19 protein-coding genes are annotated in these 17,106 nt (G+C 61.9%); 12 read left to right on the forward strand and 7 right to left on the reverse strand.

The genetic code is table 11. From position 1 onward, the window contains the following. The first annotated feature begins 148 nt into the window (after positions 1–148). From IB272_RS20080 to IB272_RS20090, 3 genes are all read left to right on the forward strand, one after another. Positions 149–832, forward strand: a complete 684-nt coding sequence (locus IB272_RS20080; RefSeq protein WP_034799462.1) for an XRE family transcriptional regulator — start codon at positions 149–151, stop codon at positions 830–832. A 10-nt stretch (positions 833–842) separates the two neighbouring features. Further along, positions 843–2,432: an ABC transporter substrate-binding protein gene (locus tag IB272_RS20085; RefSeq protein ID WP_192444788.1), complete on the forward strand. Its 1,590-nt coding sequence runs from the start codon at positions 843–845 to the stop codon at positions 2,430–2,432. A gap of 125 nt (positions 2,433–2,557) precedes the next feature. Continuing rightward, on the forward strand, positions 2,558–2,986 hold the full coding sequence (locus tag IB272_RS20090; RefSeq protein WP_060518277.1) for an OsmC family protein: 429 nt from the start codon (positions 2,558–2,560) through the stop codon (positions 2,984–2,986). 81 nt (positions 2,987–3,067) lie between these two features. On the opposite strand, the gene IB272_RS20095 is transcribed toward IB272_RS20090, so the two are convergent. The 5 genes from IB272_RS20095 to IB272_RS20115 all read right to left on the reverse strand — a co-directional run bounded on the left by IB272_RS20095 (position 3,068) and on the right by IB272_RS20115 (position 6,554). Beyond that, positions 3,068–4,363, reverse strand: a complete 1,296-nt coding sequence (locus IB272_RS20095) for an MFS transporter (protein ID WP_192444790.1) — start codon at positions 4,361–4,363, stop codon at positions 3,068–3,070. A gap of 185 nt (positions 4,364–4,548) precedes the next feature. Then, positions 4,549–4,944 carry a MarR family winged helix-turn-helix transcriptional regulator gene (locus IB272_RS20100; protein WP_192444792.1) on the reverse strand — a complete coding sequence of 132 codons (396 nt, stop codon included), beginning with the start codon at positions 4,942–4,944 and terminating at the stop codon, positions 4,549–4,551. 69 nt (positions 4,945–5,013) lie between these two features. Continuing rightward, positions 5,014–5,538 carry a GNAT family N-acetyltransferase gene (locus tag IB272_RS20105; RefSeq protein ID WP_348646799.1) on the reverse strand — a complete coding sequence of 175 codons (525 nt, stop codon included), beginning with the start codon at positions 5,536–5,538 and terminating at the stop codon, positions 5,014–5,016. A 16-nt stretch (positions 5,539–5,554) separates the two neighbouring features. Next, positions 5,555–6,076, reverse strand: a complete 522-nt coding sequence (locus IB272_RS20110) for a hypothetical protein (RefSeq protein WP_060644423.1) — start codon at positions 6,074–6,076, stop codon at positions 5,555–5,557. Between the two features lie 52 nt (positions 6,077–6,128). Then, positions 6,129–6,554 carry an Lrp/AsnC family transcriptional regulator gene (locus IB272_RS20115; protein WP_034799473.1) on the reverse strand — a complete coding sequence of 142 codons (426 nt, stop codon included), beginning with the start codon at positions 6,552–6,554 and terminating at the stop codon, positions 6,129–6,131. 92 nt (positions 6,555–6,646) lie between these two features. Between IB272_RS20115 and IB272_RS20120 the strand changes: the two genes are divergently transcribed. The 8 genes from IB272_RS20120 (at position 6,647) to IB272_RS20155 (ending at position 13,903) form a co-directional block, all read left to right on the forward strand. After that, positions 6,647–7,729, forward strand: coding sequence for an ornithine cyclodeaminase (locus IB272_RS20120; RefSeq protein WP_060530301.1), 1,083 nt, complete (start codon positions 6,647–6,649; stop codon positions 7,727–7,729). 1 nt (position 7,730) lies between these two features. Then, the gene (locus IB272_RS20125; protein WP_034799479.1) at positions 7,731–8,702 is read left to right on the forward strand and encodes an arginine deiminase-related protein; all 972 of its coding nucleotides are present in this window, start codon (positions 7,731–7,733) and stop codon (positions 8,700–8,702) included. Positions 8,703–8,733: 31 nt separating this feature from the next. After that, positions 8,734–9,537 carry an arginine deiminase family protein gene (locus IB272_RS20130; RefSeq protein WP_034799482.1) on the forward strand — a complete coding sequence of 268 codons (804 nt, stop codon included), beginning with the start codon at positions 8,734–8,736 and terminating at the stop codon, positions 9,535–9,537. Positions 9,538–9,564: 27 nt separating this feature from the next. Beyond that, positions 9,565–10,365 (forward strand): transporter substrate-binding domain-containing protein, encoded by an 801-nt coding sequence (locus IB272_RS20135; protein ID WP_034799485.1) that lies wholly within the window; start codon positions 9,565–9,567, stop codon positions 10,363–10,365. 160 nt (positions 10,366–10,525) lie between these two features. Further along, positions 10,526–11,239, forward strand: coding sequence for an ABC transporter permease subunit (locus IB272_RS20140; RefSeq protein WP_034799489.1), 714 nt, complete (start codon positions 10,526–10,528; stop codon positions 11,237–11,239). After that, complete coding sequence (locus tag IB272_RS20145; protein WP_060586196.1) at positions 11,239–11,940, forward strand: ABC transporter permease subunit; 702 nt, start codon at positions 11,239–11,241, stop codon at positions 11,938–11,940. The genes IB272_RS20140 and IB272_RS20145 overlap by 1 nt, the downstream gene beginning before the upstream one ends. Positions 11,941–11,976: 36 nt before the next feature. Beyond that, complete coding sequence (locus IB272_RS20150; RefSeq protein ID WP_090426603.1) at positions 11,977–12,741, forward strand: ATP-binding cassette domain-containing protein; 765 nt, start codon at positions 11,977–11,979, stop codon at positions 12,739–12,741. Positions 12,742–12,751: 10 nt separating this feature from the next. After that, positions 12,752–13,903 carry a M20 aminoacylase family protein gene (locus tag IB272_RS20155; protein WP_192444794.1) on the forward strand — a complete coding sequence of 384 codons (1,152 nt, stop codon included), beginning with the start codon at positions 12,752–12,754 and terminating at the stop codon, positions 13,901–13,903. A 26-nt stretch (positions 13,904–13,929) separates the two neighbouring features. Here IB272_RS20155 and IB272_RS20160 read toward each other — a convergent pair whose 3' ends face one another. Both IB272_RS20160 and IB272_RS20165 read right to left on the reverse strand, forming a co-directional pair. Further along, on the reverse strand, positions 13,930–15,306 hold the full coding sequence (locus tag IB272_RS20160; RefSeq protein ID WP_112772153.1) for an FAD-containing oxidoreductase: 1,377 nt from the start codon (positions 15,304–15,306) through the stop codon (positions 13,930–13,932). Beyond that, positions 15,303–15,770, reverse strand: coding sequence for a hypothetical protein (locus IB272_RS20165; RefSeq protein ID WP_060518257.1), 468 nt, complete (start codon positions 15,768–15,770; stop codon positions 15,303–15,305). The genes IB272_RS20160 and IB272_RS20165 overlap by 4 nt, the downstream gene beginning before the upstream one ends. 335 nt (positions 15,771–16,105) lie before the next feature. Here IB272_RS20165 and IB272_RS20170 point away from each other — a divergent pair, with 335 nt between their 5' ends. Continuing rightward, the gene (locus tag IB272_RS20170) at positions 16,106–17,017 is read left to right on the forward strand and encodes an ABC transporter substrate-binding protein (RefSeq protein ID WP_134887177.1); all 912 of its coding nucleotides are present in this window, start codon (positions 16,106–16,108) and stop codon (positions 17,015–17,017) included. Positions 17,018–17,106: the final 89 nt, after the last annotated feature.

Consider the following 17,106-nt stretch of genomic DNA (forward strand, 5'->3'; position numbering starts at 1 on the left):
TCGTGCTGTCGTTTGCCACGTGGCGTCACCATCCCTCTTCGCTTGCGGTCTCACTTGTCGATACCGCAAAAATTTGCTTGGAGTATATAAATAAGTTTGCTTAAATCAAAAAAATTTTACTGGGGCGGAAACGGGAGGAATAACCGCTGTGAGCGATCCGTCAGAGGATACGCAGGCCGCTTCGGGCAAATCGGCCGGGGCAGGGCAGCCGAAGGTGGGCGCGCTGGTGCGTGCGCGCCGCCGGCAGATGCATATGACCCTGCAGACGCTCAGCGACGCAGCGGGCGTTTCGGTCGGCTATTTGAGCCAGATCGAGCGCGATCTTGCCATGCCCTCGCTCGGCACACTGGCCCAGATTGCGCAAGGCCTGGGCGCCGAACTCAACCATTTCATCCTGGCACCGGCGATCGACACCGGGCTTTCGCGCGCCGAGGGGCGCATGGTGTTTTCGGTCGGCGGCTCGCCTGTTTCCTATGAGCGCATTGGCGCGGATTTCGCCGGCAATCAGCTTTCGAGTTTCGTCATCACCATTCCGCCGGGGCATCGCTCCGAGGTCTTCAGCCATGAGGGCGAAGAGCTCGTCTACATGCTCGAAGGCGAGATCCTCTTCGGGCTCGATGGCGACGACACCATGCTTTCGCCTGGCGACGGCCTGCACTTCCGCGGCATCCAGCCTCACTACTGGTGGAACAAGACAGACGCACCCGTGCGGTTGATCTGGACCGGCACTCTGCCGCTCTTCCGGCCCCGCGCTTCCCAATCCAACGAGACCGGTCAGCCGCAATCGGCGCTGAAGCCGGCACCGACAAAAACCAAGCCTCATCGAAAATAGGAGAATGATGATGAGAATGTTCAAGGCCGCGGTCTTCGCGGCGTCCCTGATGATGAGCGTGGCGCCGGCCGCACTCGCCGAAACGCCAGCCGATGTGTTGGTCGTTGCCCAGAATATCGACGACATCGTCAGCATCGACCCGGCCGAGGCCTACGAGTTCTCCTCGGGCGAATACGTCACCCAGACCTATGACCGCCTGGTGCAGTACGATGCGCCCGACGTGAAGAAGCTGGCGCCGGGTCTTGCCTCCGAATGGACGGTCGACGATGCGGCAAAGACGATCACCTTCACGCTGCGTGATGGCGTTACCTTTTCCTCCGGCAATCCGCTGCGTGGCGAAGACATCGTCTACTCCTTCAAGCGCGTCGTCGTTCTCAACAAGGCGCCGGCCTTCATCCTGACGCAGCTCGGCTGGACGCCCGAAAACATCGACAAGATGGTGACCGCCGAAGGTAACAAGGTCACGGTCAAGTATGACGGCGACTTCTCGTCGGCCTTCGTTCTCAACGTTCTCGCCGCTCGCCCGGCTTCGGTGATCGACGCGGAAACCGTCAAGGCCAACGAGGCCGATGGCGACTTCGGCAATGCGTGGCTCAAGGCCAATTCGGCCGGCACCGGCCCGTTCGTGCTCAAGGCCTTCCGCGCCGGCGAGCTGCTCAACCTTGCGAGCAACCCGAACTACTTCGGCGGCGCTCCTGTTATCAAGGGCGTCATCATCCGTCACGTGGCCGAAGCCGCAACCCAGCAGCTGATGCTGCAGACCGGCGACGTCGACATGGCGAAGAACCTGACCCCGGACCAGGTTTCGGGTCTTGAAGGCAAGGACGGCGTGAAGGTCGAATCCTATCCGCAGGCCGCCGTACACTTCCTGTCGTTCAACCAGAAGGACGCGGCACTGCAGCCGGAAGCCGTCTGGGAAGCCGCCCGCTACCTGGTCGACTACAAGGGCATGACCGACAGCTTCCTCAAGGGCCAGATGGAAGTTCACCAGGCTTTCTGGCCGAAGGGCTTCCCGGGCTCGCTCGACGAGACCCCCTACAGCTACGACGTCGAAAAGGCGAAGAAGATTCTCGCCGATGCCGGCATCAAGACGCCGATCAAGGTGACCCTCGACGTCATCAACTCGACGCCGTTCACCGACATGGCGCAGTCACTGCAGGCGTCGTTCGCCGAAGCCGGGATCAACTTCGAGATCATCCCGGGCACCGGTAGCCAGGTCATCACCAAGTACCGCGCGCGCACCCACGAAGCGATGCTGCTCTATTGGGGCCCGGACTTCATGGACCCGCATTCGAACGCCAAGGCCTTCGCCTATAACGAAGACAACGCCGACGACAAGTATCAGTCGACGACCACCTGGCGTAACGGCTGGGCGGTTCCGGCGGAACTCAACGAAGCGACCAAGGCAGCCCTCAAGGAAGCCGATCCGGCCAAGCGCGACGCGCTTTATGTCGACCTGCAGCGCAAGGTGCAGGAAAAGTCGCCGATCGTGATCATGTTCCAGGCAGCGACCCAGGTCGCGATGAAGGACAAGGTCGAAGGCTACGTCAATGGCGCCATCTCGGACTATGTCTTCTACCGCCTGGTGAAGAAGAACTGATCCGCTAGCGATCGCCCTTGCGCCGATGAGAAAAAGGCGCACATATCAAAACGCCCTGGGCCTTCCGGCCCGGGGCGACGTGTTTCTACCGATCGGTTTGATAAGTTCTGGGAAGGTTTTACGACATGGCGGATGTGAAGGTGAGAACGCGGGAAACCGGTGCGACGGCTGTGGTCGGCAAGACCGGCTTTCCGCATGTGACCTCGGTCACCGGTGGTGAACTCGATATCGTCACCGGCCCGTCGCAGGCGGGCTACGGCCCGCTCGATCTGCTCTATGCGTCGCTCGCAAGCTGCCTGGTGCTGAGCGCCCGCATCGCCGCCAGCCGTTTTGGCGTGCTCGACCGGCTGACGGAAGTGAGTGCCAAGGTGACGGGCGAGAAAGCCCATGACGAGCCGTCCCGCGTCGCAAAATTCAACATCGTCTTCGACATCAAGGGTGATTTTGACGACACGGTCCGCCATGCGATCGCGGAAGCCGCCGAAAACGAGATCTGCACCGTTAGCAATACGATCCGCGGCAATCCGGAATTCGTGACCGAGTTTGCCCACTGACGTTCATTGGGTCTCAGCGTCCAACAAAAGGGCGGGCTGCCATTGGCAGCCCGCCCTTTTCGATGCAACTGGCAGAAGGACTCAGGCCGGTTGCGGCGTAAGCGCCTCCGGTTGACGCCGACCGATCGTCAGCACCAGCAGGGCCGCGACAATGCAGAGCATCCCGGCGGCAATCAGCGCCGGCGTATAGGTTTCAAGCGACGTCCGGCTGGCGCCTGCGAGGAAGGTCGCACTGGCCGCACCCAGCTGGTGACCGGTGAAGACCCAGCCGAAGACGAGGGCGGCGTGTTCCGGACCGAAGCGTTCGGCCGAAAGTTTCACCGTCGGCGGTACCGTCGCGACCCAATCCAGGCCGTAGAAGATCGCAAAGATCGACAGCGTGTAGATGTTGAAGCCGCTGAACGGCAGGAACATCAGCGACAGGCCGCGAAGGCCGTAGAACCAGAAGAGCAGCCAGCGGTTGTCATAACGGTCCGAGAGCCAGCCGGAACCGATGGTGCCGATCAGATCGAATACGCCGATCAGCGCCAGCAGGCTGGCTGCTGCGACGGGGGCAATACCAACATCGCCGCAGATCGAAACCCAATGGGTCTGGATCAGCCCGTTGGTGCTGAAGCCGCAGACGAAGAAGGTCGCAAACAGCACCCAGAAGGTGTTGGTCTTGGCGGCGTCGGAAAGCGCCCGGATCGGTGCCATCAGCAGTTCCCCGAAGCTCTTCGCCTTCGGCGGCGCCGCCACCATTTGCTTGCCGCCGAAGGGCGCAAGGCCAAGGTCCCCAGGGCGATCCTGCATCAGAAGCAGGACCAGGGTGAAGGCCGCAAGCAGGATGACGATGATCAGCGTCAGCGCCGAGCGCCAGCCGATCGTTTCGGTGAGAGAAGCGAGCAACGGCAGGAAGACCAGCTGGCCGGTGGCGTTGCTGGCGGTCATCAGCCCGACGACGAGCCCGCGCCGTTTGTCGAACCAGCGCGTTGCGACCGTCGCGCCGAGCACCAGCGCCGTCATGCCGGTACCCACGCCGAGCACGACGCCCCAGATCGCCACCAGGTGCCAGAGTTCCGTCATGTAGAACGAGGCGGCGATGCCGGAGATGATCAGGATCAGCGCCGTAGACACGACCGGGCGCACGCCGAAATGGTTCATGAACGAGGCTGCGAACGGACCGAGCAGACCGAAAAGGCAAAGCCGGATGGCGAGCGCCAGCGAGATTTGCGCATTGGTCCAGCCGAATTCGGTCTCGAGCGGTTTGATGAGCACGCCGGCCGAGCCCATGGCGCCCGCTGTCGAAAGCATGACCAGGAAGGTGACGGCGGCGACAGCCCAGCCGTAGTGGATATTGCGTCTGGCAAGATAACGCGCAAGCGCCGGACCGAGCATCGTCGACTTCCTTTCGTCGGTGTTTTTAGGGCGTGCGACAGCGCTGCGCGGGCTTTCGGAGCGCAGGTCGCAGATTGAACGGTTGTTTGGCAGTTTTCTGCCGGTTCCTGGCAGCTTAGGCTGCCCGGATTCTTCTGGCCTCAAGTCGCAGACTGCGACCAGAAAGTTGGTCTGGAAACGAGGCGCTAGAGCGCCAGCAGCAGGTCCTCCAGCTGGGTGGCGGCGTCGGCTCCCAGCCGCGCCTCGATCTTGTCCTGAGCGGCCTGCCAGAGCGGCGCGCCGTCAGCCAGTATCCGGTGGCCGCTCTCCGTAAGTTCGACAATGGCCTCCCGCTGATCCTTTCCGCTTCCAGTTGCGGCCAATCCCATTCCCTCCAGCACCTTGACGTTGCGGCTGACCGTCGATCGCTCGAGTTCGATCTTGCGGCCAAGTTCGGTCATCGAGATCGGTTCATCGCGCGCGATGTGTCGAAGCAGGCTGAACTGGGCAAGGTTAAGACCAATCGGCTGCAGCGCGTCGTCATAGACTGACGTCACTCGCCGGGTGGCTTTGCGTAAGAGGGCACAATAGCAACGAGACATAATGTGTGTATATACACGCAAGCGATCGACGTCAACCGTTTCTTGGTGTGAAGGCGCTGTTCGAAGCGATCAGCGGTCCAAGCGAAACTGAAGAACGTGGTTGGGGTAAGCCTTGTCGCCGATCGTGAAATGGGTTTGTCCCGCCATCTCAAAGCCACTCGCGAGGTAGAAGGCCATGGCTTTTTCGTTTTCGGCGTTCACCGCCAGCCAGGTGCCTGGCTGGCCCGTGTCCAGGCAGAATTGCAGGCCGGTCTTCAGGAGTGCCTTGCCGAGGCCGCGACCATGGTGGTGGGGCTGGACATAGAGCGTCGTGATTTCCAGGTTGGAGGCGATATCGACCGGTGCCGGCGAATTCGCCGACATGCGCAAGAAGCCGTCGATACCGACAACGTTCTGCGAAACCCAGACGGTCTCGTTGCGGTCGCCCAGAATTTCTTCGAAGCGCGCGGTGGTAAACTGCTCCAGCGCATAATCGGCAAAGAATGCGTTGACGCCATCCCTGATATACGTGTTGAGCCAGACTTCCAGGCTGATCGCCGCAAGGCTTGACGCATCCGCGACGGTCGCGCGCCTGATCGTCATATCGTTTGTCACGCTGCTCTTCACTGTCTCAATCGACGAAGGGTTCCAGTTCCTTGTCGAACTCCACTTCGACGACATTGTTGAAAAGCGCCGTCGCCACCATGATGCCGGAGAAAGCGACGAGGTCGACCAGCGCCTTGGCGTCGTAGCGTGCCTTGAGGCCAACCCAGATTTCCTCCGGAACGGCATTGCTGTCGGCGACGATGGCGCGGCCGAAGGCGATCAGGCGCTGTTCGTCCTCGGTCGGTTGAACGGTGTGAAAGTCGAGGCCGGCGTTGGCGAAGGCGCGTCGAAAGAAGCCCATGGCGATTGGGGATTTCATGGCCTCCGAAATGGAATGGGAGAGGAACCAGATCGCCCTATCGTCGAGGGTAGGGCGTAGTTCCTCGCGGAGCGTGAACCATTCCGCATAGATCCGGTGCGCGACCGGCGAATGTAAAAGCGTGCGCTTCATGTTGGTCATGCGGCCACGCACGCGCACCTCCTCGTCGTGGGCGGCGCGGATTTCATCCGAGGCGGTGTCGTAGTCGATCTGGGGGATATGGCTCATGGTCATGCCTGTCTTGGTCGTGCGCGAGCTGCGCAGATGATGGGTAGGAGCGTCAGACGGTGCTGAGCAGAATGCTCGTTTCGCTGTTCGACACGCCCTCGACGTCGCGCACTTCGCGCAGGATGCGGTCGAAATCGCTGAGGCTGTTGGCGCGGATTTCGGCGACTAGGTCCCAACCGCCGTTGGTGGTGTGCAGGGCATAAAGTTCCGGCAGGCCGCGCAGGTATTTGATCACCTTGGTGGTGTTTCGGCCGCTCACCTCGATCATCATGATCGCACGGATGGCGCGATCGTCATAATCCTGCCGCACGCGCAGCGTGAAGCCCAGGACCGCGCCGCTTTCGAGCAGCCGGTCGATGCGAGTCTGCACGGTCGCCCTCGATATGCCGAGCACCGCAGCGATCTTGGAGTAGGGCGCGCGCCCGTCTTCTCGCAGGAGCGAGATGAGCTGGTGGTCGAGGTCATCGAAGATATGCATGAAAGGTGTATATTACGATTGTGCAAATTGCTCAATATGCCCTGTAATTTTGCGCAGGTTTAAAATTTCAACTCACTTCTTGCAAGCCTAGGCTGACTTCATCGAATTTCTCCGATGGAGTTTTAAACGTGGTTCAGTATGTCGGTGTCGGCAACGTAATCGAGCTGGTCAAATCGATCGGCATTGAGACGTTTCTTGTGGGTCTTGCGGAATACATCGAAGACGATTTCCGCCGGTGGAACGTTTTCGAAAAAACTCCGCGGCTGGCCAGCCACTCGAAGACCGGCGTCATCGAGTTGATGCCGACCTCGGACGGCGAGCACTACGGCTTCAAATACGTCAACGGCCATCCGAAGAACCCCAATGTCGGCCTGCAGACGGTGACCGCCTTCGGCGTTCTTTCCGACGTCAGCACCGGCTACCCCTGTCTCGTTTCCGAAATGACGATCATGACGGGCCTGCGTACGGCGGCGACATCGGCGCTTGCCGCGAAGTACCTCGCACGTCCTGATGCCCGCTCGATGGCGATCATCGGTCTCGGCGCCCAGTCCGAATTCCAGGCGCTCGCCTTCCGCGCCCTTCTTGGCGTCAAGCGCCTTCAGGTCTTCGATATCGATGCGGAAGCCGCCGCCAAGTTCTGCAACAACCTCTCGGATATGGACTTCGACATCGTCGTCGCAACCACGGCGGAAGAAGCGGTTGCTGGCGCGGACATCATCACGACCGTCACGGCCGACAAGCGCAATGCCACGATCCTCTCCGACAACATGGTGGGCGCCGGCGTTCACATCAACGCCGTTGGCGGCGATTGCCCCGGCAAGACGGAGTTGCAGGGGGACATCCTGCGCCGCGCCGACGTCTTCGTCGAATATCCGGAACAGACCCGCATCGAGGGCGAGATCCAGCAGATGGCGCCGGACTTCCCGGTCACCGAACTCTGGCAGGTGATTGCCGGCGAGGCCGAAGGCCGTCGCTCGAGCGCCCAGATCACCATCTTCGATTCCGTCGGTTTTGCTACCGAAGACTTCTCGGCCCTGCGCTTCCTGCGCGACAAGATCCAGGGTACCGCATTCTACACCGAGCTCGACCTGACGACCCAGCCGGACCATCCGCGCGATCTCTACGGCCTGTTCCGGCAGCAGCCGGCGGTCCCTGCCGAGCGGAGTGCCGCATAACATGAAGAGACTGTCCGTACAGGCGCCGAAGGGCGTCGTGATGATCCGCCCGCACCACTTCGGCCCCAACCCGATGACGGCCAAGGACAATGCCTTCCAGGCGACCGACGCGGCGCGCCAGCCGACTGCGATCGCCAAGGCCGCCTATGACGAAGTGAGCCGCATGGCCGACGGGCTTTCGAACGCCGGCGTCGCAGTCCATCTCTTCGAAGACGAGACGACGACGCGGCCGGACTCGGTGTTCCCCAACAACTGGTTCTCGACCCATTCGGGTGGCCATGTCGCGATCTATCCGATGTATTCGGAAAGCCGCCAAAGCGAGCGCCGCTCCGACATCATCGAGATGCTGAAGAACGAGTACCGCGTTCAGGACGTGATCGATTACTCCGGCCTTGAAAAGGACGGCGTCTATCTCGAAGGCACGGGCGCCATGGTGCTCGACCATATCGGTCGTGTCGCCTATGCCGCACGTTCCAACCGCACCAATGAAGTGGCGCTAGAACGCTTCTGCACCCACTTCAATTTCGAGCCGATGATCTTCGGCGCGGTCGATCGCCAGGGCAACTCGATCTACCACACCAACGTGCTGATGTGCATCGGCACCGAGTTTGCACTGATCGGCACGAGCATGATCCCGGATCTCGCCCGTCGCCAGGAGATCTGCTTGCGGCTTGAGGAAACCGGCCGCCAGGTCATCGATCTGACGCTGGAGCAAATCGAGAACTTCGCCGGCAATGCTATCGAACTCGACGGTGCCGATGGCCGCGTCGTGGTCATGTCGGCTCGCGCGCTCGCCTCGCTCCGCGCCGACCAGATCAAGGCGCTCGAAGTCTCTGCCCGTGTTCTCGCCTTCGACGTTCCGACCATCGAGCTCGCGGGCGGCTCCGTGCGCTGCATGCTCGCTGGCGTTCACCTGTCACGTCGGGAAAACGTGAACAAGCAACCGCTTTACGCCGCCATGTCCGATCGATAGAAGCACCTCATCCAAGCCAAAGGTACTACAAATGTCGCAGTCACGCCCCGTCTACCAGTTCAACAACATCATCGTCCGCACCCCGTCGAAGTCGGTCGTCAACGGCCTTCGCGCCGATGACCGCGGCAACCCCACCTTCGAAGGTGTAAAGGCAGAACACGATGCCTATATCGCGGCGATGAAGGACGCGGGCGTGAAGGTGACGGTGCTGCCGGCGCTCGAAGCCTTCCCGGACTCGATCTTCGTCGAAGATCCGGCGCTGGTCTTCACCGAAGGCGCGATCCTCTTGCGTCCGGGTGCCGAAACCCGCGTCAAGGAAACGCCGGAGATCGAGCCGACGCTTCGCGCCATGTTCGAAACGGTTCTCGATCTGCCAGGCACCGGCTTTGCCGATGGCGGCGACGTTCTGACCACCCGCGAAAGCGTGATGATCGGCCTTTCGGCCCGTACCAACAAGGTTGGCGCCGAAGCACTTCAGGCCTGCCTGACCAAGCTCGGTCGCAAAAGCGAGATCGTCGCGACGCCTGAAGGCGTGCTGCACTTCAAGACCGATTGCTCGCTGCTCGACGACGAGACCGTGCTTTCGACCGCGCGCCTCGCCAAGTCCGGCGCCTTCGAGCGCTTCAAGCAGGTGATCATTCCCGAAGGCGAAGAGCCGGCAGCGAATGCGCTGCGCGTCAACGACGTCGTCATGGTCGGCTCGGACTTCCCGCGCACGATCGAGATGCTCGACAAGCTCGGCTACAAGGTCGTGCCGATGAAGACGACGGAGATCGGCAAGATCGACGCAGGTCTTTCCTGCATGTCGCTACGCTGGTTCAGCAACACGCTCTGATCCGACGCAATCCCCGAGGAGGAACATATGAAGACGTTGAAGACCGCCCTGTTCGCAGGGATCGCCCTTTCCATGGCTGCCGGCAGCGCGTTTGCCGAGGAGACGCTGCGCCTCGGCATGACGCCGGAGCCCTACATGCCCTTCACCCAGGTGAACGCCGGCGGCGAGTGGGAGGGCCTTGAAGCCGATCTCTCCCGCGCGCTCTGCGAGAAGATGGCCGTCAAGTGCGACATCAACCAGATGGCCTGGGACGGTCTCATCCCGTCGCTGAAGGAAAACAAGGTCGATTTCATCATCGGCGCCTTCTCGATCACCGACGAGCGCCGCCAGGTCGTCGATTTCTCGACGCCCTATTACACCGAAGGCACGTCCTTCGTTGGCTCCAAGGGTGACACGAGCGAGATCAAGACGGCCGACGCCGCCGACGGTTCTGGCAAGATCATCGACCCGGCAAGCGTCGAGGGCAAGATCATCGGCGTGCAGACGTCGAGCGTGCAGTCGGCCTATGTCGCCAAGTACCTGACCGGCGCCGAAGCCAAGAGCTACGACACCGCCGACAACTCGGTCGCCGACCTCATCGCCGGTCGCGTCGACTACGTCCTAATCCCCGACCTCTACATCCAGACCTTCCTGAAGACGCCTGAAGGCGCCGACTACGAGGTCAAGGTCGAAGTGCCGAAGAACGTCACGCTCGGCGAAGGCGTCGCCTATGCCGTCCGCAAGGGTGACGCTGCGACCCTCGACAAGGTCAATGCCGGCCTTGCCGCGCTCGAAAAGGACGGCACGACGCAGAAGCTCGTCGACAAGTGGATCTTCGGCAAGAAGTAAACCGAATTTCGGAGGGCGGCGGCCAGCCTCGCCGCCCTCATTCGCCAGAACCGGCCGCAGCGCCGGGGCACCATCGCAGCAACCGCTACAGCCACCTTGCCCGCACCGATCGGGCAGCGGCGTAGGGGCTGACGAGACAATCGGGAACAGGTAACGACGGATGGACTATTACTGGCAATTGCTTGCCTGGGGCGGCGAGGGCTGGGGCGACGATTTCGCCTGGGGCCTGGTGATGACCCTTCAGGTCTCCGTGGTCGCCTATGCGGTTGCGGTTCTCTTCGGCTTCCTGGGCGCTGCCGGCAAACTATCGAAGCACCGGATCCCGCGTTTCCTTGCCGATATCTACACGACGGTCGTGCGCTCGCTGCCTGAGCTGCTCGTCATCCTGCTTCTCTATTTCTCGGTCGCGAGCGGGGCGGAACGGCTGTTGAAGCACTTCGGGCTCGTTGCCGAAACCTTTCAGTTCAGCTCGTTCTGGGCGGCGATCATCGCGCTCGCCTTCGTCTCCGGCGCCTTCATGACCGAGGTGCTGCGCTCGGCCTTCCTCTCCGTGCCGCCGGGCCAGATCGAGGCGGCGGTTTCGATCGGCATGAATAGGCGCAAGGTCTTCACCCGCATCATCTTCCCGCAGATGATGCGCCACGCGGTCCCCGGCATGGGCAATCTCTGGCTGTCTATCACCAAGGAAAGCGCCATCATCAGCGTGCTCGGCTCCTTCAGCGAGCTGCTCTACACGGGCTATCGCGCGGCGGCAGGCACCAAGCAGTACATCTTCTTCTACGGGCTGACGGCCATTCTGTTTCTGGCAATTACGCTCGTTTCCGTCCTGGTGATCGCCCAGATCGAGCGCCGCCTCAATCGGGGGCACAACTGATGGAAACGATCTCCAACGTCGTCGGCTTCCTGCCGGCGCTGATCAAGGCGACACCGCTCACGCTGCTTCTGACGGCGGTCGCCGGCGTCTTCGGCCTCGTCATCGGCACGCTCGTGGCGCTCGCCCGGCTTTCCGGTCGCCGCGTGCTTTCGGTTCCGGCCTATGTCTTCACCTTCGCCTTCCGCGGCACGCCGCTTCTGGTGCAGATCTACCTGATCTATTACGGCCTCGGGCAAATCCTACCCGGCACCTGGGTGCGCCATAGCTTCCTCTGGCCCTATCTGCGTGACGGCCTGTGGTATGCGATCTTTGCACTCAGCCTCAACCAGGCTTCCTACAATGCCGAGGTCATCCGCGGCGCGATCAAGGCGATCCCGCGCGGCCAGATCGAGGCGGCAAAATCGATCGGCATGCGCTCGTCGATGGTCCTGCGCCGCATCACCCTGCCGCAGGCGTTCCGCTCGTGCCTGCCGGTTTTGACGGGTGACCTGATCATCCTGCTGAAGACGACGTCGCTTGCCTCGACCATCACCATTCTTGAGGTCATGGGCACCGCCCGCATGCTGCAGCGCCAGTCGCTGCTGATCTTCGAACCGCTGATTGCCGCCGGCATCATCTATTTCACCGTCGTGTTCATCCTGACGCGCATCATGGGCGTCGTCGAGAAGCGGCTCACGCGCTACCGCACGGCGAAGGCATAAAGAGGAGACGCGCCACGGCGCGCGAGAGGAATGAACATGGTCGCATCAGCGCTTTCGGTGAAGAACATTCACAAGAGCTTCGGGTCCGTCGAGGTGCTGAAAGGCGTCTCCTTCGAGGCGAAGTCCGGCGACGTCATCTCGCTGATCGGCAGCAGCGGCTCGGGCAAGAGCACGCTTCTGCGCTGCATCAACTATCTGGAGACGCCGGACGAGGGCGAGATCTCCGTCTCGGGCGAGGTGATCCGCACCGTCAAGGGCAAGGACGGCAAGTTCCATGCAGCCGACAAGCGGCAGCTCGAACATATCCGCACGCGCCTCGGCATGGTGTTCCAGAGCTTCAACCTCTGGTCCCACAAGACCATTCTCGAAAACATCATCGAAGGGCCGATCCACGTGCTCGGCATGACCAAGAAGGATGCGATCGGCGAAGCCGAACTGCTGATGGAGAAGGTCGGCATCACGCCCAAGCGCGACCATTATCCCAATCAGCTCTCGGGCGGTCAGCAGCAGCGCGCGGCAATCGCCCGCGCGTTGGCAATGAAGCCGGAAGTGATGCTCTTCGACGAGCCGACCTCGGCGCTCGATCCGGAACTCGTCAACGAGGTGCTGCTCGTCATCAAGAAGCTTGCCGAAGAGGGCCGCACCATGGTGATGGTCACCCACGAAATGTCACTCGCCCGTGATATCTCCAGCGAAGTGATCTTCCTGCACAAGGGTTTGGTCGAAGAACGCGGCGCCCCCCAGCAGATGATGCGTGACCCGCAATCGGCGCGCCTGCGCCAGTTCCTGCAGATGGCTTGAGGAAACCCCGATGCGCGACACCAATTTTTCCGAGTTCCTGCCCGAACTCGTCGATATCCGCCACAAGCTGCACGAAATGCCCGAGATCGGCCTTTCCGAGGTGAAGACCTCCGAGTTCGTTGCGGAACTGCTGCAGTCCTGGGGCTTCGAGGTCACCCGCGGTCTTGCGACAACCGGCATCGTTGCAACGCTGAAGCGTGGCAACAGCAACCGCGCCATCGGCTTTCGCGCCGACATGGACGCGCTGCCGATGCAGGAGGAAACCGGTCTTGCCTATCAGAGCAAGCATCCGGGCGCGATGCATGCCTGCGGCCATGACGGTCATACCAGCATGTTGCTCGGGGCTGCCTGGGCGCTGTCGAAGGACGAAAGCTTCAACGGTACGGTTCATCTGATCTTCCAGCCGGCCGAGGAAAACTTCGGCGGCGGCAAGCTGATGATCGAAGACGGCCTTTTCGAGCGCTTCCCTTGCGAGCGGGTCTATGCGCTTCACAACTGGCCGGGTCTTCCAGTCGGCCAGTTCTCCAGCCGCGCCGGTGCCATGGCGGCATCGATCGACGTGCTGACGCTGACGATCAAGGGTAAGGGCGGCCACGGCGCCCAGCCGGAACTGACGGTCGATCCGGTCGTCATCGGTTCCAGCGTGGTGATGGCGCTGCAGACGCTGGTGTCGCGCAATGTGTCGCCGCACCAGCCGTCCGTGTTGACGGTCGGCTCGTTCCAGGCGGGTTCGGCCTCGAATATCATTCCGGATACCGCAGTGCTGGAAATCAGCATGCGCGCGATGGATCCTGTCGTCCGCAAGCAGTTGCAGGAGCGCGTCGAGCAGATCGCCCGCCTGCAGGCGGAAAGCTACAACGCCGAAGCCGTCTTTGACTGGCAGGTCGGTTATCCCGCGACGATCAACGATGCCGAGGCGGTCGAGGATGCGCGTGCGGTGATCGCCGACACATTCGGCGCGGATGCCTATGTCGAACTGCCCGAGCCGCTGATGGGCAGCGAGGACTTCTCCTTCCTGCTGGAAAAGGTGCCGGGCGCCTATGTGCTGATCGGTAATGGCGACAGCAGCGGGCTGCACACAACCCGCTACGATTTCAACGACGACATCCTTGAGCGCGGCGCGACCTATTTCTACCAGCTCGCACGCGCAGCGCTCGTTTAAGCGCGCGGCATCAATTGCCCGGCCGCTCAGGTCGCCGGGTGCATGTCTCCAAAGACCGTCGGGATCAGTTCCGACACGGTTGGGTGGATATGAACCGCGTGCGTGATCGTCGTGTAGGGCTTGCCCGCATACATCACGTCGAGGATGCTCTGCACTGCCTCGTCGCCGCTCGTTCCGAGGATCGATGCACCGAGGATCTCCTTGCTGTCGGCGTCGACGATCACCTTCATGAAGCCTTCGGTCTCGCCCTTTTCCACGGCGCGGCCGACGCGGGTCATCGGCCTCGTGCCGATGAGCAGCTTGCGTCCCGACTTGCGCGCCTCGGTCTCGGTCATGCCGGCGCGGCCGAGCGGCGGATCGATAAATAGGCCGTAGGTTGAAATGCGATCGCTGACCTTCCGCGCCTCTCCGTCGAGCAGATTGGCGGCGATAATCTCGAAGTCGTTATAGGCCGTATGGGTGAAGGCGCCGCGGCCATTGCAGTCGCCCATCGCGAAGATGTGCGGCACGTTGGTCTTAAGCGTCTCGTCGACTTCAACATAGCCGCGGGCGTCAGTCTTGACGCCGCTCCGGCCGAGATCGAGGTCGTCCGTGTTCGGCCGGCGGCCGGTTGCCAGCAGCAGGTGAGAGCCGACGATCTCGGGTGCGCCCGCCGTGCAATCCACGCCGGCGACCACATCGTCGCCGCTCCTGGCAAAGCGGATGCATTCGGCATTGAGGCGAAACTGGATGCCCTCTTTTTCGAGGATCGCGAGAATGGCGTCGGAAACGTCCGCATCCTCCCGGCCGATCAGCCGCGGCCCCTTCTCGATTACGGTGACCTCGGAGCCGAAGCGACGGAACATCTGCGCAAACTCGAGTCCGATATAGCTGCCGCCGACGACGATCAGGTGGCGGGGCAGGGTGTCGAGATCCATGATCGAGACGTTGGTGAGATAGGGCACCTCGGCGACACCAGGGAAATCCGGGGTTGCGGCGCGTCCGCCGACATTCAGAAAGATCTGGTCGGCCGAGAGCAGCGCGTCGCCGACTCGGATCTCATGCGGGCTTTCGAAGCGCGCATGGCCTTCGAAGACGGTGCAGTTCTCCATGCCTTTCAGCCAGTTTTCGATGTTTCCCCGGGACGTGAACCGCACCGTGTCCTTGCGCGCCATGACGCGGGTAAAGTCGATGGTGACGGGACCGGTCGTCACGCCATAGTCCGCGCCCCGTCGCGCCAGATGCGCGGCATAGGCGCTCGCGACCATCGCCTTGGTCGGCATGCAGCCGGTGTTGACGCAGGTGCCGCCGAAGTGCTTGCGCTCGATCAGCGCGACGGTTTTGCCCGCTGCCGTCAACCGGCCGGCAAGCGATGGGCCGGCCTGGCCGGCACCGATGATGATTGCGTCGAAATGTTTCGTCATGAGACCGAGGACACCACCCAGAGTGCGAGGAGAACGGCAACAGCATCCTCGAGAAGGGCGATCGGCAGGTCCTTGCCGCCGATGGCCGCGACGAGGCGCTTGCGGGCTTCATAGCCGCCGAGCGTGCCGATGACGGCACCGATGATGCCGGCGACCAATCCTTGGAGCATAGCATGTCCGGTCAATCCGAGCGCGGCCCCGCAGAACGCGCCGCTGACGATGCGGGCGCCGAACTGTTGCGGCACCTTTCGGCTCGGTGTGCTCGGCAATTGGTCGGTGACGAATTCCACCAGGGCCAGAAGGCCGAAGATGTAAGGTGTGAAGCGAAAGCCCATGAAGGCCGCCCAGGTACCGCTGAGCGGCAGCCATCCGGCGGCTGCGCCAATACTGACGGCGGCGGGTGCGGTCATGGTGCGCAGGCCAGCGACCACGCCGATAATGAGCGTCAGAAAATAGATCGACATCGTGTCCCCGAACGTTCGCCGGGCGAACCCAAGCCACCAGCCCCCAAGCGGTTCGGGTCGAGCGGCATCGCAACCAAGAGTGAAAGCGGATTTTTCTGGCGGGCCGCGATCAGAGTGGCCGACAACGCCGGCGATTGCAACGCCCAATCAGCTACCGCCATAAACGGTAATCTATGCTTTCAATCGTGTTTATCAATGTAGGAAAATATTCGCCTGCCACAGTCTCTGGATGCAACCCTATTTTTTGCCGGGGGCTGACATATATGGAATGGCTTGCCCCGACGGAGCGGACGTTCCGTGATCAAACTTGCGCATCGAAATCCGAGGAGAAACCTATGCGCCTGACCAGACTGCTTATCGGAACTGCCCTTGCCTTGACCTTGACTGCCGCCGCGGCGAGCGCCGATGTGGTCGTATCCTCGAAGATCGACACGGAGGGCGGGGTGCTCGGCAACATCATCCTTGCCGTGCTCAACGCCAACAACATCAAGACGGTCGATCGCGTCCAGCTTGGGGCGACGCCGGTCGTACGCAAGGCGATCACCGCCGGCGAGATCGACATCTATCCGGAGTATACCGGCAATGCCGCCTTCTTCTTCGAAAAGGCCGACGATCCGGTCTGGAAGGATGCTGCCAAGGGCTACGAGACGGCCAAGAAGCTAGACTACGATGCCAACAAGATCGTCTGGCTGACGCCATCGCCGGCCAACAACACTTGGGCGATCGGCCTGCGCAAGGAAGTCGCTGACGAAAACAAGCTGAAGACGCTGAGCGATTTCGGCAAGTACATCGCTGGCGGCGGCAAGGTCGTGCTTGCGGCGTCGTCGGAATTCGTGAATTCGGCCGCCGCACTGCCGGCGTTCCAAACCACCTACGGCTTCACCTTGAAGCAGGACCAACTGATCACGCTTTCCGGCGGTGATACCGCGGCAACGATCGCGGCCGCGGCGAACCAGACCAACGGTGCGAACGCAGCCATGGTCTATGGCACCGACGGCGGCATCGCCCCGTCCGGCCTCGTGGTCCTGGAAGACGACAAGGCCGTCCAGCCCGTCTATCAGCCGGCCCCGATCATTCGCGAAGCGGTGCTCAAGGAAAACCCGCAGATCGAGGAACTCTTGAAGCCCGTGTTCGAGAAACTGGACCTGGTGACGCTGCAAGACCTGAACGGTCGCGTGCAGGTCGGCGGCGAACCGGCCAAGGCGGTCGCCGAGGACTTCCTGAAGAAGAACGGCTTTCTGAAATAAGTTGACGGAGATCCGGGACGCTGGTCGGATGGCTGGCGTTCCGGGGATAGGCCTGCAGGTGCCGGAGATGCGCCGGCACAGGCGGGGAG

The sequence above is a fragment of the Ensifer sp. ENS08 genome, assembly GCF_014852195.1.
Taxonomy (GTDB): domain Bacteria; phylum Pseudomonadota; class Alphaproteobacteria; order Rhizobiales; family Rhizobiaceae; genus Ensifer; species Ensifer adhaerens.